Annotated in this window: 12 protein-coding genes; 7 read left to right on the forward strand and 5 right to left on the reverse strand. The window is 49.4% G+C overall.

All coding sequences use genetic code 11. The annotated features are described in order from the left end of the window. Nucleotides 1–80 precede the first annotated feature (80 nt). The 7 genes from BP71_RS18280 (at nucleotide 81) to rbp (ending at nucleotide 9,349) form a co-directional block, all read left to right on the forward strand. Entirely contained in the window at nucleotides 81–1,640 is a 1,560-nt protein-coding gene (locus tag BP71_RS18280; protein ID WP_496381758.1) for an acyl-CoA carboxylase subunit beta, read from the forward strand. A 167-nt stretch (nucleotides 1,641–1,807) separates the two neighbouring features. After that, the gene (locus BP71_RS18285; RefSeq protein ID WP_496381759.1) at nucleotides 1,808–3,082 is read left to right on the forward strand and encodes a Gfo/Idh/MocA family oxidoreductase; all 1,275 of its coding nucleotides are present in this window, start codon (nucleotides 1,808–1,810) and stop codon (nucleotides 3,080–3,082) included. Nucleotides 3,083–3,135: 53 nt separating this feature from the next. Continuing rightward, nucleotides 3,136–6,573: a 3-keto-alpha-glucoside-1,2-lyase-like domain-containing protein gene (locus tag BP71_RS18290; protein ID WP_496381761.1), complete on the forward strand. Its 3,438-nt coding sequence runs from the start codon at nucleotides 3,136–3,138 to the stop codon at nucleotides 6,571–6,573. A gap of 88 nt (nucleotides 6,574–6,661) precedes the next feature. Then, nucleotides 6,662–7,171 carry an Xre family toxin-antitoxin system antitoxin gene (locus tag BP71_RS18295; protein WP_496381763.1) on the forward strand — a complete coding sequence of 170 codons (510 nt, stop codon included), beginning with the start codon at nucleotides 6,662–6,664 and terminating at the stop codon, nucleotides 7,169–7,171. 12 nt (nucleotides 7,172–7,183) lie between these two features. Next, entirely contained in the window at nucleotides 7,184–7,639 is a 456-nt protein-coding gene (locus BP71_RS18300) for an RES family NAD+ phosphorylase (protein WP_496381765.1), read from the forward strand. Between the two features lie 166 nt (nucleotides 7,640–7,805). Further along, complete coding sequence (locus tag BP71_RS18305; protein WP_496381767.1) at nucleotides 7,806–8,639, forward strand: strictosidine synthase family protein; 834 nt, start codon at nucleotides 7,806–7,808, stop codon at nucleotides 8,637–8,639. 41 nt (nucleotides 8,640–8,680) lie between these two features. Beyond that, complete coding sequence (rbp, locus tag BP71_RS18310; protein ID WP_496381769.1) at nucleotides 8,681–9,349, forward strand: RNA-binding regulator; 669 nt, start codon at nucleotides 8,681–8,683, stop codon at nucleotides 9,347–9,349. Nucleotides 9,350–9,391: 42 nt separating this feature from the next. On the opposite strand, the gene BP71_RS18315 is transcribed toward rbp, so the two are convergent. From BP71_RS18315 to BP71_RS18335, 5 genes are all read right to left on the reverse strand, one after another. After that, nucleotides 9,392–9,760 carry a DMT family protein gene (locus tag BP71_RS18315; protein ID WP_496381771.1) on the reverse strand — a complete coding sequence of 123 codons (369 nt, stop codon included), beginning with the start codon at nucleotides 9,758–9,760 and terminating at the stop codon, nucleotides 9,392–9,394. Then, complete coding sequence (locus BP71_RS18320; protein ID WP_496381773.1) at nucleotides 9,757–10,947, reverse strand: MFS transporter; 1,191 nt, start codon at nucleotides 10,945–10,947, stop codon at nucleotides 9,757–9,759. The genes BP71_RS18315 and BP71_RS18320 overlap by 4 nt, the downstream gene beginning before the upstream one ends. A gap of 46 nt (nucleotides 10,948–10,993) precedes the next feature. Further along, the gene (gene mutS, locus BP71_RS18325; RefSeq protein WP_496381775.1) at nucleotides 10,994–13,588 is read right to left on the reverse strand and encodes a DNA mismatch repair protein MutS; all 2,595 of its coding nucleotides are present in this window, start codon (nucleotides 13,586–13,588) and stop codon (nucleotides 10,994–10,996) included. A gap of 88 nt (nucleotides 13,589–13,676) precedes the next feature. Next, nucleotides 13,677–14,282, reverse strand: a complete 606-nt coding sequence (locus BP71_RS18330; protein WP_496381777.1) for a pseudouridine synthase — start codon at nucleotides 14,280–14,282, stop codon at nucleotides 13,677–13,679. A 33-nt stretch (nucleotides 14,283–14,315) separates the two neighbouring features. Next, entirely contained in the window at nucleotides 14,316–14,897 is a 582-nt protein-coding gene (locus BP71_RS18335; protein WP_496381779.1) for a Uma2 family endonuclease, read from the reverse strand. Nucleotides 14,898–14,927: the final 30 nt, after the last annotated feature.

Consider the following 14,927-nt stretch of genomic DNA (forward strand, 5'->3'; position numbering starts at 1 on the left):
CAATAATTTCCCGAATCATTAAAATGACGCTATATTTATAACTCGTTCACCAGCAAATGTAACCATATCGCCTGTATTACATGGAATCAGTATCCGCCGCAACTTCAAAAAAAGAGCTTTTAGATCAAAAAAATGCTGAGGCCGAACTCGGCGGTGGTGAAAGCAGGATCCAGGCCCAGCACGCCAAAGGCAAACTCACAGCCCGGGAACGGATCGCCGTGTTGATGGACAAGGGATCATTTGAAGAAATAGGGCGGTTTGTCATGCACCGCAGCAAAGACTTCGGGTTGGACAAAGAACATTACCTGGGCGACGGCGTGGTGACAGGCTACGGTAAGGTCAATGGGCGCTTGGTATATGTATTTGCACAAGACTTCACGGTTTTCGGAGGCTCATTATCCGAAACCCACGCGGAGAAAATCTGTAAACTGATGGATCTCGCGATGAAGAACGGCGCACCGTTGATCGGCCTGAACGATTCGGGCGGCGCACGCATTCAGGAAGGCGTCTTGTCACTGGCAGGTTATGCCGATATTTTTTATAAAAATACACTCGCATCCGGCGTTATTCCGCAGATTTCTGCCGTCATGGGCCCCTGCGCAGGCGGAGCCGTGTATTCTCCCGCCATCACCGACTTTATTTTGATGGTAGAAAACACGAGCTACATGTTCGTGACCGGACCTAATGTCGTCAAAACCGTGACGCATGAAGAGGTAACATCAGAGGAACTTGGCGGCGCTATGACCCACGCCACCAAATCGGGTGTGACGCATTTTGTTTCTGCCAATGAAGTGGAATGTCTCCTGGCTATCAAAAAGCTGCTGAGCTACATGCCGCAAAACTGCGAAGACAATGCACCACGGTACCCCTACACTTTGGGCGACGAATCGCGCCCGGCACTGAACACCGTTATTCCTGAGAGCGCCAATCAGCCCTACGACATGAGGGAAGTCATTACCGAGCTTTCCGATCCCGACAGTTTTTTCGAGGTACATGAAAATTTCGCTGAGAACATTGTCGTGGGTTTTTCACGCATTGCCGGCCGCAGCATCGGCATTGTGGCCAATCAGCCGGCTGTCCTGGCCGGCGTGCTCGATATCCACGCCAGCCAGAAAGCAGCGCGGTTTGTCCGGTTTTGCGACAGTTTCAATATCCCATTACTCGTTCTGGAAGACGTCCCCGGCTTCCTCCCCGGCACTGACCAGGAATGGAACGCTATCATTACCAACGGAGCTAAATTGCTCTACGCATTCTGTGAAGCTACAGTCCCGCGCATCACGGTCATCACGCGCAAGGCCTACGGCGGCGCATACGACGTGATGAATTCCAAACACATCGGCGCAGATATGAACTTCGCCTGGCCCTCGGCGGAAATTGCGGTGATGGGTGCGAGCGGGGCGGCCGAAATTATTTTCAAACGCGAAATTGCGCAGGCCGAAAACCCGGCAGAAAAGTTGAAGGAAAAAGTCGACGAGTATACCACGAAATTCGCCAATCCCTACCGCGCCGCGCACCGGGGTTATATAGACGAAGTGATCTATCCCAATGAGACACGTGCGAAGCTGATCCGGGCATTCGAAATGCTCGAAAACAAGGTAGATGTAATGCCCCGTAAAAAGCACGGCAACATTCCGTTGTAACGAGCACGCAGCGCGTATTGCAACTTTATCAGATTTTTGGAGGCATTCCGTAGCCTTGCCGGATTAATGTGCGGTAATGCTCCGGAATGCTTTGCTACATTCTGAATATTATCATAATTTCACCGGCATTTAGTAATAAATTTTATTTTCCTAAAGAACCTTAACGAATGAAAGAAGAGAAAGGAACCTCCTCGTCGCGGCGCAGCTTTATCAAAGGCTCACTGGCGACGCTGGCCACGTTTTCTATCGTTCCTCGCCATGTGCTGGGGAAAGGCTACCTCGCGCCGAGCGACCAGCTCACCAAGGCCATCGTGGGAACAGGCTCCATGGGCCGCGGACACATTCCCTACGCCGGCACGAAAGTCGTTGCGCTTTGTGATGTGGACAAAAAACACCTGGCCACGGCAGTGAACATGGTTGACAAGGGTGTCAAAACCTTTTCCGATTACCGCGAACTGATCCAGCTCCCCGAAGTTGACATTGTGCACGTAGCTACTCCACCGCATTGGCACGGAATCATTGCGGCGGATGCCGCACGCGCCGGCAAAGACGTATGGTGTGAAAAGCCTATGACCCGGACGATTGGTGAAGGGAAACGTCTCCTGGAAGCGGTTCAGCAGCACGGAAGGATTTTCCGTCTCAATACCTGGTTCCGTTTCGAAGACAATTTCTACGGCATGAGAACACCCGTCAAACCTATTAAAAAGCTGGTTCAAAGCGGTTTACTGGGATGGCCATTAAAGGTAACTGTGAGCAAGCATACTGGTTTCGACTGGAAATTCTACTGGGTAGGAAAGACAAATAATGCGCCTCAACCTGTACCAGCCGACCTCGACTACGAAATGTGGCTGGGTCCTGCGCCTTACAAACCATATAGTGAACATCGTGTGCATCAGACGTTCCGCGGCTATTGGGACTATGACGGTGGCGGGCTCGGCGACATGGGCCAGCATTATATCGACCCTATTCAATATTTTCTCGGGAAAGACGACACCAGCCCGGTGAGTGTGGAAGTAGACGCTCCCCAGCAGCATACAGAAGCTGTTGGAACGTGGCGCCGGATCACCTATACTTATGCCGATGGCTGCCAGATCGTGCTCGATGGCGAAGCCAAAGACGAAAATGTGGCTTACATCGAGGGCCCGAAAGGAAAGCTCTACCCCAATTTCAAATCGGATGTTCCGGACCTGGAAAGGAAACTGGCCGCATTCCCCGACCCTGAACCACAGGTGACGGATTTTGTGGACGCTGTCAAAAACCGCAAGAAGTTTGCCCTGAATGAAGAAAACGGTCATCGTTCCTGTACGATCGTGAACATGGGTCTGATTGCCCTGCGTTTGGGACGCTCGTTGAAATTCGACCCCGACAAGCAGGAGTTTATCGACGATGAAGGCGCAAACCGCCTGGTTAACCAACCCATGCGCGGCCCCTGGACCATTTAAGAACTCAAAAAGCTAATACAAGCAGCTAGCTGCTCATAGCACCGGCATATCCGATGAAAAAAAGACTATATAATATCATGGCCTTCTGCCTGGCTACCTCGCAGCTCATGGCCCAAACCGATAATTCGCTTGACGCCAAAGTCAAGGCTGTATTGTCGAAGTTTCCTTCCCAAAATGAAGCGGGTTTAAAGAAAAACATGGAAGAACTGGCACAGCTCGGCAAGCCGGGACTAGTCCAGATCGCTTCCATGCTAACTCCTCTCGGCAAAGGCGACAATACAAAAATCCAGTATGCTTTGGGTGGCTTCACGTATTATGCTTCTCAGACTGGCAAGGAAGCATTGCGCAAAAATGCGGCCGAGGCTTACGGCGAAGCGCTTTCCAAAGTCAATGACCCCGATAGCAGGAACTTTCTGATTTACCAGCTGCAGACAGTCGGCAAAGACGAATCTGTCGATGTCTTAAAAAATTATCTGACTGACGAAAGACTGTCGGGCCCCGCAGCGCGCACACTTTCGCGTATAGGTTCCCCGGCTGCTGGCGCGGCGCTGTTGCAAAGTCTGAGCACCGCAGGCGGCGGCAGGCAGATCGCGATCACCGAAGCATTGGGTGACAGCCGGTACAAAGAGGCCGCTCCTGCCATTGAAAAAACGGCTGCCAACGAAGATCTGAACCTTCGCAAAGTAAGTCTTTATGCACTCTCGGAAATCGGCGCGGCTTCTTCGGAAGCTGTCCTCGCGGGTGCGGCGCAAAAAGCAGCATATGGTTATGATGAGACAGACGCAACGGCAGTGTACCTCAAATACCTGGCCCGCCTTGCAGATAATGGCAATGCAGCAGTTGCTGAAAAAGCAGCTCTGGCACTGATTAAAAGTACGCCTGACGTGAAGCAATCGGCAACGCGGTCTTCTGCTTTGAAGATCTATTCGGATATCAAGAAAAGGGAATCGGCACCTGTGCTGGTTAGCGCATTGCAAAGCAGCGATGCCCAGTACCGTGCGGCTGCATTAAAACTGGGGCAAAAATATCTCATGGCCGACGGCACCACGCCGTGGCTCAATGCATTGAAAAAAGCGAAGCCCGAAGTGCAAGCTGAGATCATTACCATGCTCGGCCGTGCCGAGTCCCGGGATGCACTGCCTGCCGTTCTCAAATCGCTTTCTTCCAAAGACAGTAAAGTGAAAACGGCAGCCATTTGGGCAGCAGGCAAAATCGGCCAGGAAACGAGTGTGCCGAAGCTGATACCGGTTCTGAAAACAGCTGATGCAGCTGAAATCGCCGTCGTCAAAAGCAGCCTGCTTACCATCAAAGGCGCGGGGCTAACCGATCAGGTAGCGGCAGCCATCCCTACCCTTCCTGCACCGGCACAGTCCGCAATGATTGACGTGCTGGCAGCCAGGGCAGCGAGCGCCAAGCTTCCCGTAGTTTCTGCTCAATTAAAAAATACGAACCCGGAGGTACGCAAATCGGCATTCGCGGCATTGAAATCGCTGGCTACGGCTAATGATCTGCCCCAATTGTATGTATTGCTCAACTCGGCTAATGCGCCTGAGGAAGTCACTGCCACGCAAATGGCGATCAGCACGGCCATCAAAGAAAATGGGGATGTAAACAGCCAGGGTGATGCGATCCTGAAACAAATGCAGGCATCTCCTGCTGACAAGCAACGTAACTACCTGTCTGTGCTCGCCAGCATAGGCGGCAAAAAAGCGCTGGCTTCCGTTGTATCGGCTTATGAAAACGGCGATGCGGCGATGAAAAAAGCTGCTATCGCAGCGTTGTCTGCATGGACAGACGCCAGCGCAGCCAATGAACTGATCGGAATTGCACGGAAAACTGCTGATTCCGATGATTTCAATGCAGCTATTTCAGGATATGTTTCGGCGGCTTCGAAAGCACAAAAAACACCTGCCAATAAAGTCATCATGCTTCGTGAAGCATTGGCCCTGGCAAAAACAGATGCGCAAAAGGAAGCTATACTGAAAGAACTTGCCAGAAATCGCACCTTCAATGCATTGTTGCTCGCAGGGAAATACCTGGATAATGCAGGCACACAACAAGCGGCTGCACAGGCTGTAATGAGCATCGCATTGGCTAACAAAAACCTGTATAGCGCCGAAATCCGCGACTTGCTGACCAAGACTGCGTCGGTGTTGAAAGGCCAGGACAGCGATTATCAGAAAGAATCGATCCGCAAGCATTTGTCGGAGCTGCCAACTGGTGAAGGTTTTGTGCCGCTCTTCAACGGAAAAGACCTTTCCGGATGGAAGGGCCTGGTGGAAAACCCCATTGCCCGTGGAAAAATGAGCGCAGATACCCTTGCATTCAAACAGAAAAAAGCGGACGACGCCGCATTCAAGGATTGGTATGCCAAAGACAGCGAACTCATCTTCTCCGGCCATGGCGATAATCTTTGTACGGTGAAACAATACGGCGACTTTGAAATGTATGTCGATTGGAAGATCCAGAAAGATGGTGACGCAGGCATTTACCTGCGCGGGTCGCCACAGGTGCAAATTTGGGACACTTCGCGCGTGAAAGTGGGTGCTCAGGTAGGCTCAGGAGGGCTTTACAATAACCAGAAAAACCCGAGCAAGCCTTCCAAAGTAGCGGATAATGCCATCGGCGAATGGAATACCTTCCACATCACCATGATAGGCGACCGCGTTTCCGTCGACCTGAATGGCGAGAATGTGGTAGATAATGTGATTCTGGAAAACTATTGGGACCGTAACCTGCCTATTTTCGCCAAAGAGCAGCTGGAATTGCAGGCACATGGCAACCAGATCCATTACCGCGACATTTACGTCCGCGAGATCCCACGTCCCGAATTCACATTGCCTGAAGCGGAAAAGAAAGATAATTTTAAAATGCTGTTCGATGGTACCAACATGTTTGAATGGGTTGGTAACAGAACAGATTACTTCATTCAAAATGGTGAATTGGTGGTTGACCCTAAAAAAGGAGGTAAAGGCAATCTGTATACCAAGGATGAATACAGTGACTTTGACTTCCGTTTTGAGTTCCAGCTAACTCCGGGCGCCAACAACGGGTTAGGAATCCGCACGCCGATGGAGGGTGACGCGGCTTACGCTGGAACCGAAATCCAGATACTGGACAATGACGCGGATATTTATAAGGATCTTCATGAATATCAGTATCACGGCTCAGCTTACGGCATTATCCCGGCCAAAAGAGGTTTCCTGAAACCAATAGGTGAGTGGAACTATGAGGAAGTCCGTGTACAAGGTTCCAAAATCAAGGTAACCCTGAATGGTACCGTCATTCTGGACGGCGACCTGGCCGAAGCCAGCAAGAACGGCACTGCCGACCATAAGGAGCATCCAGGCCTGAGCAGGACCAGCGGCCATCTCGGCTTCCTGGGACATGGATCGGAGCTGAAATTCAGAAACATAAGAATTAAAGACCTAAGCAAAGTCAGCCCGCCACCCACGGAGCCAGCTAAAAAGAAAACAAAAAAGAAAAAGTGAAAATAAATGCCCCGCCGATTGGCGGGGCATTTATTTTCCGAACATTTAGTATAAATTTGTACTGAAATTAGTATACAAATAAACTATCATGAAAAAACGCACACTCAAACCATACCCAGAGCCGGAAGAGAACACCGGTGCAACTTTCTCTGAGCCTTATGCCGCCTATTACAGTACCCACCCCGGCATCATTTTCAAATCTTCACTGCAACGCCCCGAAAGCCAAATGACCAGCTTCCAAAAGATCGATATGATCCGGAAGGGAATCAGTAAAAATGAATTCGAACGCTTCAAAGACAAAACCAAACTGGATTATGACCAGCTGGCGAATGCATTATCGGTAGCACGGGCGACCCTGATCAATAAAAAAGGGGATGACAAATTCAACCAGGCGTTGAGCGAAAGGATTATTAGCCTAGCCGACATTTACTCTTTCGGGTACGAAGTATTTGAAGACATAGACCGCTTCAACCAATGGATATTCAGGCCGAACCAGGCATTGGGAGGGCAGCGGCCTTTTGATTTTCTGGACAATCAGTTTGGCCGGGAAGAAGTAAGAAACCTGATCGGCCGGGTCGATTACGGCGTATACTCCTGAGAGCCGTCGCCTATGATCGTGTACAGAATCGGGCGTACCCGTTACGCTAACGACCTCGATGGCGAGGGAGCCCGCCTCTTTGGCGGTAGGTGGAATCATAAGCTCACACCGTGTATTTATACTTCTGAAAGCCGGGCCCTGGCCTTGCTGGAATATACCGCAAATGTCAATATCGACGACATTCCAAGAGCGCTTAGCATTACAGCATTTGAAATTGACGTCTCCTATATGCTCGAACTGCCCGTAAACATGCTACCGGGAGACTGGAGAAACGCACCAGCGCCAGCCGCCACCAGGGATTTCGGGACCGATTTACTTCGAAAGAACGACTATGGTATTCTTAAAATCCCATCGGTCGTCATGGAAGATGAGTTCAACTACCTGCTCAATCCTCAGTTCAGGAAAGCGACGGTGTATTCCATCCTATCGATCCGCGATTTCGTTTATGATGTTCGGCTTAAATTATAGAAAAAAATTAAAAAATGCCCTCTTGGATCAGTTAGTGCATTTTTATTTAGCTTTGATATAATGAACAGAAAATCAAGATAAGAAAAGTAAATCCGCCCAGTTTGACCCTTGATATGAAAATGTATTCGTGTTGCCAACTGACAGATCTATTTTCAAAATCAAACTTATGAAAACCAAGCATTTTCTACTCAACACGCTATTATTCACCTGCGCCGCCCTGAGTTCTCGGGCACAACACTCACTGACCCAGCTTTGGTCCACGGAAGCCACGTTGCCGGTGCCCGAGTCTGTCTTGTACAGTCCATCCGGTAAAGTCATCTATGTGGCTCAAATCGATGGGAAAGCCGGTGAAAAAGACGGCAAAGGTGGTATTGCCAAGGTAGGGCTGGATGGGAAAATCATCGCTCATGACTGGGTAGCGGGTCTTAATGCGCCGAAAGGAATGGGAATTGCTGGTTCGAAACTGTATGTGGCAGATCTCACCGAAGTGGTTGAAATCGACATAAAATCAGGAAAGATCCTGAAAAAACACGAAGTGGAAGGAGCAAAATTCCTGAACGACCTCACCATCGATTCTAAAGGCAGCATTTACGTTTCCGATTCGGACACCAAGAAAGTACACCTGATCGCCAACGGAAAAATCTCCACGTATTTTGAAGATCTGACACGTCCCAATGGCCTGCTCGCCGTGGGCAGCGACCTGTTGATCGCCGATAGCGGCACGCTTAAAAAACTAAGTCCTTCCAAACAGGTAACTGTAATTGCGGAAGGAATGGACAAGAGTACGGACGGCATCGAGCAAGTCAAACCGGGTGAGTACATTGTTTCTTCCTGGGCCGGAGTCGTTTACTATGTCAAGTCCGACGGAACTACTGAAAAATTGCTGGACACAAGCGCAGATAAAATCAATTCCGCGGATATTGGTTATGACGCTAAGAAGAAGATCGTATACATACCGACTTTCATGAAAAACAGTGTCGTAGCATATCAATTAAAGTAAATATATTTATAACATCTAAATCAATAAAAAACAGGCGTTTCATGGACATTTTTGTTGGGAGTCTTTCTTTTAAGTTAAAGGAAAGCGAGCTGCGTGAAGCTTTCGAAAAGTATGGCAAAGTGAGCTCGGCGAAAATTATCATTGACAAGATCACGCGTCAAAGTAAAGGTTTCGGGTTTGTCGAAATGCCAGATGAAATCGAGGCCAGAGCAGCTATTAATGCATTGAACGGTGCTGATATGTATGGCAGGCCACTGGTTGTGAATGAATCCCAAAAGAAAGAACCCAGAGGCGACAGCGGTGCTCCCCGGCCCGATTCACGCGGCAGGGAGGGCTTTAACCGGCCGAGACCGGGTGGAGATTCCGCAGGTAACAGAACAAATACGCAAGACAGAAATACCGGAAGGGATTATACCAGGCCGCAGACAGGTGACGACGATGAACCGGATGATGATGACTTGCCGGCAAAACCTGACCGTCCTGCCGGCAACGAGAGGAGCGCAAGCGGCGATCGTGGTTTCTCGGGTGGTGGCGGTTTCCGCAATGCCGACAAGCCACGCGACCGGGGACATGGTCACGATAAGCCACATGACCATAACCGCCACCAGGGAGGCCGACCTTCCAAGTTCGAAGACCGGTACAGTAAAAAAGGCGGCGGAGGTTCGAAAGATTTCGGGCGTCGCTATGATGAAGACAAAGATTGGTACTAACAATAGAAAAACGGCCTGCAAGCGAAACTTGCAGGCCGTTTTTCATTTCCTGAATATGAAATAAACCGCCAGTATCAGGAAGAGAAAGCCGACAAGGTGGTTCCATCGAAAGGTTTCTGTCTTGAAAAAGACCAGTGTGAAAAGGGTAAATATCACGAGAGTGATCACCTCCTGAATCACTTTCAGTTCCACCAGAGAAAACGGACCTCCGTTTTCCTTGAACCCGATCCTGTTAGCGGGGACCTGAAAACAGTATTCAAAAAGGGCTATTCCCCAACTAATGAGAATAACGGAGAACAGCCCTAATTTGCTAAACCAACCGAGCTCCTTGAATTTCAAATGCCCATACCATGCCATGGTCATGAATGCATTCGATAATATCAGAAGGCCGATGGTTATGAATGATTTCATGCGGTTGCTTTGATTTTGTTATCCCGGAAGAACAACACAAAAAGCACCAGCACCACTGCCGCGATGCCCGCCGGCACCATCCAGATGCTCGTCCAGTTTTTCACGTTGTCTACCGTGTACATATCGGCCACGATACCGGCGATCCATGAACCAATACCCATACCGATACCGTAAGTTGCGATAGAGATCAGCCCCTGTGCCGATGAACGGTATTTCTCTCCCGCTTTGCTGTCTGTGTAAATCTGGCCGGTTACAAAGAAGAAGTCGTAACAAACTCCGTGAAGGACAATCGCAAGATAAAGCAGCCACTCGCTGGACGCATCGCCATAACCAAAACCGATGAAGCGGATAATCCAGGCAATCAGACCCACCACAAGCATCCATTTAACGCCAAAACGGGCAAATGCAAATGGAATAAGCAACATGAACACCACCTCGGAAGCCTGCCCCAGCGACATCTTGTTCTCCACATTGGTCATTCCTGAATCCGTTAGCGATGGGTTGGCCATTGCATAATAAAATGACAGCGGGATGCATATCAGCAGTGAAGAGATGAAGAAAATCGCAAAAGAGCGGTCTTTAAATAATTTGAATGCATCCAAGCCAAGAATATCGGCAAATGTCGTGTGTGAGCTTGGCTTTGGAGGGGTATCAGGCAAAAAGAATGAATAAACCCCCAGGAATGCGGCAGAAAACATGGAAATTTTGAAGATAATGGCACTTCCACCGATGTTATAGTAGCCGATAATATTGGTTACCGCAATCCAGGCGATAGTACCCATTACCCGGATGGCGGGGAAATCCTTCTCTGAATTGGTCACCTGCTGCATGGCAATGGAAGTGGTGAGCGACATGGCGGGAGCAAAAGTGATGCAGTACAGCAATATCACCCAGAAAAATGTATCCGGATCTTTAATCTCCGCTAATACATAAAGGATTGCTGCCCCGGCAAGGCTCAGTATCCCCAATACCTTCTGTGCAGCAAAATAACGGTCGGCAATCATCCCCACAAAGAAAGGTGCGATGATCATTGCAATTGAAAAGGCAGCATAAGCATTCCCCACCTGGACGCCCGTCGCCCCCAGCTCAGTAAACATATACTTGCTCATTTGCCCATACCATGAGCCCCATATGAAATAGAGCAGGAACATCATGGCCATCAACTGAAAACGGGTCGAGTTTTTCATAAAAAAGGTATAGGAGATTTATTGATACAAAATTGGAAATATGGTGTCACTTCTTGATGATTTTCTGGAACTCGTTCAGTTTAAGCAGCGCCTCGATCGGCGAAAGTGTGTTGACATCCACCAGCGAAAGCTTTTCCTTGAGCTCTTCCAGGCGCGGGTCGGCCGGCTCGAAAATACTAAGCTGAAAATTGTTCTTGGGGATTTCCTTGACGCGTTTCTTGTGCTCATGCGCCACGTGGTCTTTTTCGAGATGGTGCATGATCTCACTTGCGCGCAGCACGATCGGTTGCGGCATCCCGGCAATCTGCGCTACATGGATACCGAAGCTGTGGGCACTTCCGCCGGGTTTGAGTTTCCGGAGAAAAACCACCTTATTATCTACCTCCTTCACCGCCACGTTGAAGTTTTTAATCCTCGGGAAATCTTCGGCAAGCTGGTTCAATTCGTGGTAGTGTGTGGCAAAAAGGGTCTTGGCCCGGCAATTCGACTGATTATGAAGATATTCCGTAATGGCCCAGGCAATGGAAACACCATCGTAGGTGCTTGTCCCCCGTCCGATTTCATCCATCAGCACCAGGCTCTTGTCGCTGAGGTTATTCAGGATACTGGCGGTCTCGGTCATTTCCACCATAAACGTACTTTCTCCACGGCTGAGATTATCGCTCGCGCCTACACGGGTGAAGACCTTATCCACCAACCCTACTACCGCCGATTTGGCCGGCACGAAGGATCCCATCTGAGCCATCAGCACGATCAAGGCTGTTTGCCGGAGCAATGCGGATTTACCGGCCATGTTGGGACCTGTGATGATGATGATCTGCTGGGTAGTGTCGTCGAGATAAACATCGTTCGGCACATAGCTTTCGCCGGTAGGAAGCTGCTGCTCGATCACCGGATGACGTCCGTCTTTGATGTCCAGCTCATTCCCTTCGCTGATCACCGGTTTCGCATATTTATTCTTCCGCGCTACCAGCGCGAAAGAGCTCAGTACGTCGAGCGCGGAGATCATCATTGCATTTTGCTGTATGGCAGCCACGTATTTTGAGGCCGTTTGTACAATCTCACTGAAGATTCTGAACTCGATGACGGCGATCCTGTCCTCCGCGTTCAGGATCTTCTCCTCGTACTCCTTGAGTTCCGGTGTAATGTAGCGCTCTGCATTCACCAGTGTCTGCTTTCTGATCCAGTCCGCAGGGACTTTGTTCTGGTGGGCGTGCGTTACTTCAAGATAATATCCGAAAACCTTGTTATATGCTATTTTCAGCGACCCGATCCCGGTTCGCTCAATCTCGCGGTTTTGTAGTCGGATGAGGTAGTCCTTTCCTTCGTAGGATATGCCGTGCAGTTCATCCAGCTCGGCGTCTACCCCACTTTTAATCATCCTGCCCTGGTTAGACAGCACGGGTGCGTCGTCACGGAGCTCGTTTTCGATTTTATCAACCAGTTCGTCACAAGCATCCAACTGCTCAGCAAATTTAGCGAGAATGCCCTCTGCTAACAGCTCCTTAACCGGAGCAATTTGTTTCAACGACTTTTTGAGCTGGACTAGTTCGCGCGGGTTGATACGTTTCACCGCCACTTTGGAAATAAGGCGTTCGAGGTCCCCTATCTGTTTGAAATATTGAACAAGGGACTCGTGCAATTCCTCGTGGCCCAGGAAATGAGCCACTGCGTCAAGACGCTCCTCGATGGGCGCTTTATCCTTCAATGGCAAGACCATCCATTTCCGCAACAGCCGCGCGCCCATTGGGGTGACGGTCTTATCCAGAATGTCGATCAATGGAACACCGCCCTCCTGCTGGGCGTGTACCAATTCAAGATTGCGAACCGTAAAACGGTCTAACCAAACATATTTCTCCTCTTCCAGCCTCGTAATGCGGCTGATATGCGCCGTCTCCTTATGTTCCGTTTCGCGCAGGTAATGCAGGATCACGCCTGCAGCAATTATTCCCATCGGCAAGGACTCAATGCCATACCCTTTTAAAGTCGTCGTTTGAAAATGACCGGTAAGCTGCTCATAACCATAGTCATAGCCGAAGCACCAGTCTTCCAGATGGAAAGTATGATATTTGCCTCCGAAAAGCTGCTGAAATTCCTGCTTATGCTTTTTGCAATAAAGCACTTCCGACGGTCCGAAGCCCTGCAACATCTTGTCGATGTAAGCAGCATTCCCCTGCGAAGCCATGAATTCGCCCGTCGAAATGTCGAGAAAAGCAATCCCGTAGAGATCGTCCGATGCCACATGCACTGCCGCGAGGTAATTATTCCTGCGGATATCCAGCACATTATCATTGAATGAAACACCAGGCGTAACTAATTCGGTAACACCGCGCTTTACAATGCCTTTGGCAGTTGCGGGATCTTCGAGCTGATCGCATATGGCCACACGCTCGCCAGCACGGACGAGCTTGGGAAGGTAGTTATCGAGTGAATGGTGAGGGAAACCGGCTAGTTCTTCGTGCGAGCCTCCGTTGTTCCGGCGCGTGAGCACGATGCCCAGAATCTTGGACGCCCTTACTGCATCCTCTCCAAAAGTCTCATAAAAATCGCCGACCCTGAAAAGCAAAAGCGCTCCCGGGTACTTCGTTTTGATCTGATTGTATTGTTTATTAAGCGGAGTTTCTTTGTGTGCCTTTGCCAATTATCAGCCTAATTTTAAGAACAGGATTTGTACAAAATTAAGCCTTCTCTCCGGTTTGGCAAGGCTGGCTGGATGTTTTATCGGCTGATCAAAAGCTCCTTTCGTAAAAAAGCTTTGCCTCTTCCGGCGTAACTTCCCATACGTCCCCGGGGTTAGGAAAATTTATTTTTATGTTCTTCAATGAAATTTTTCCGATAGCCCATCGCACAAGCCGGAGCGTTGGAAATCCTACACTCGCAGTCATCCGGCGCACCTGCCGGTTCTTACCTTCATGCAATGTAACCGACAGCCACGAAGTAGGTATGCTTTTGCGAAACCGGATTGGCGGGTTACGCTCCGGAAGCACTGGCTCCTCAATGACCGCTACTTTGGCAGGAAGCGTTTTATACTGCTTGCCATTGACAGAAATATTTACGCCCGTGCTTAACTGCATGCAGGCAGCTTCTGTCGCTTCGCCCTCTACCTGTACATAATATGTGCGTGTATGCTTATTACGAGGTTCCAGCAGCTTTGTTTTGAGGAAATTATCATTGGTCAGAAGCAACAACCCTTCACTATCCGCGTCCAGCCGTCCGACAGGGTAGACATCTTTTGGAAAATCGAAATCCAGATCTGCTATTGTTTGATGATCGCCTTCGCGTGTGAACTGTGAAAGCATTCCGAATGGCTTGTAAATAAGGAAGTAACGAAACAAAATGTATTAATTTTGAAGAAATAAAGATGGGGTCTATTTAATCAGCAAGCCCAGGTCAAGGGAAAATCCCGGAAGGACGTCTTCCCCGGAGAGCACGACATCGAACTCCTCCACGGACGCCGAGCCATCGCCTCTGAATACGTATGCCTTGCGATCGAAACGGTCAATCAACCAACCTAGCCTTGCGCCATTCGCGACGTATTCCTTCATTTTTTCCAGCAGATATTTCAAATCACCCGTCTTGGAGCGTATCTCTACAACAAAGTCGGGACAAACAGGTGCAAAACGCTCTTTTTCGGATTGTGACAGCTCGATCCATCTGTCCTTCCTGATCCAGGAAGCATCGGGAGACCTCACAGCGCCATTTGGTAAAGTGAAGCCCGTTGACGAATCAAATGCTTCACCAAGCCCAGACCGCTCATTCCAAACGAATAACAATCCGGAAACCCGGAGATTGAGATTACCACTAAAAGAACCCGTTGGGGACATAACTATAATATTTCCATTCGAGTCCCTTTCGAACTCCAGTGTGTCGTTTATCTGACAGAACTGAAAGAATTCTTCGTCACTCATCAGGTCACCCATTCTTAAAGTTACCGGCATTGAAATGTTCATAACACTCATTGAGTTTTCGCTTCTATCAAA

This window comes from Dyadobacter ginsengisoli DSM 21015 (assembly GCF_059568735.1).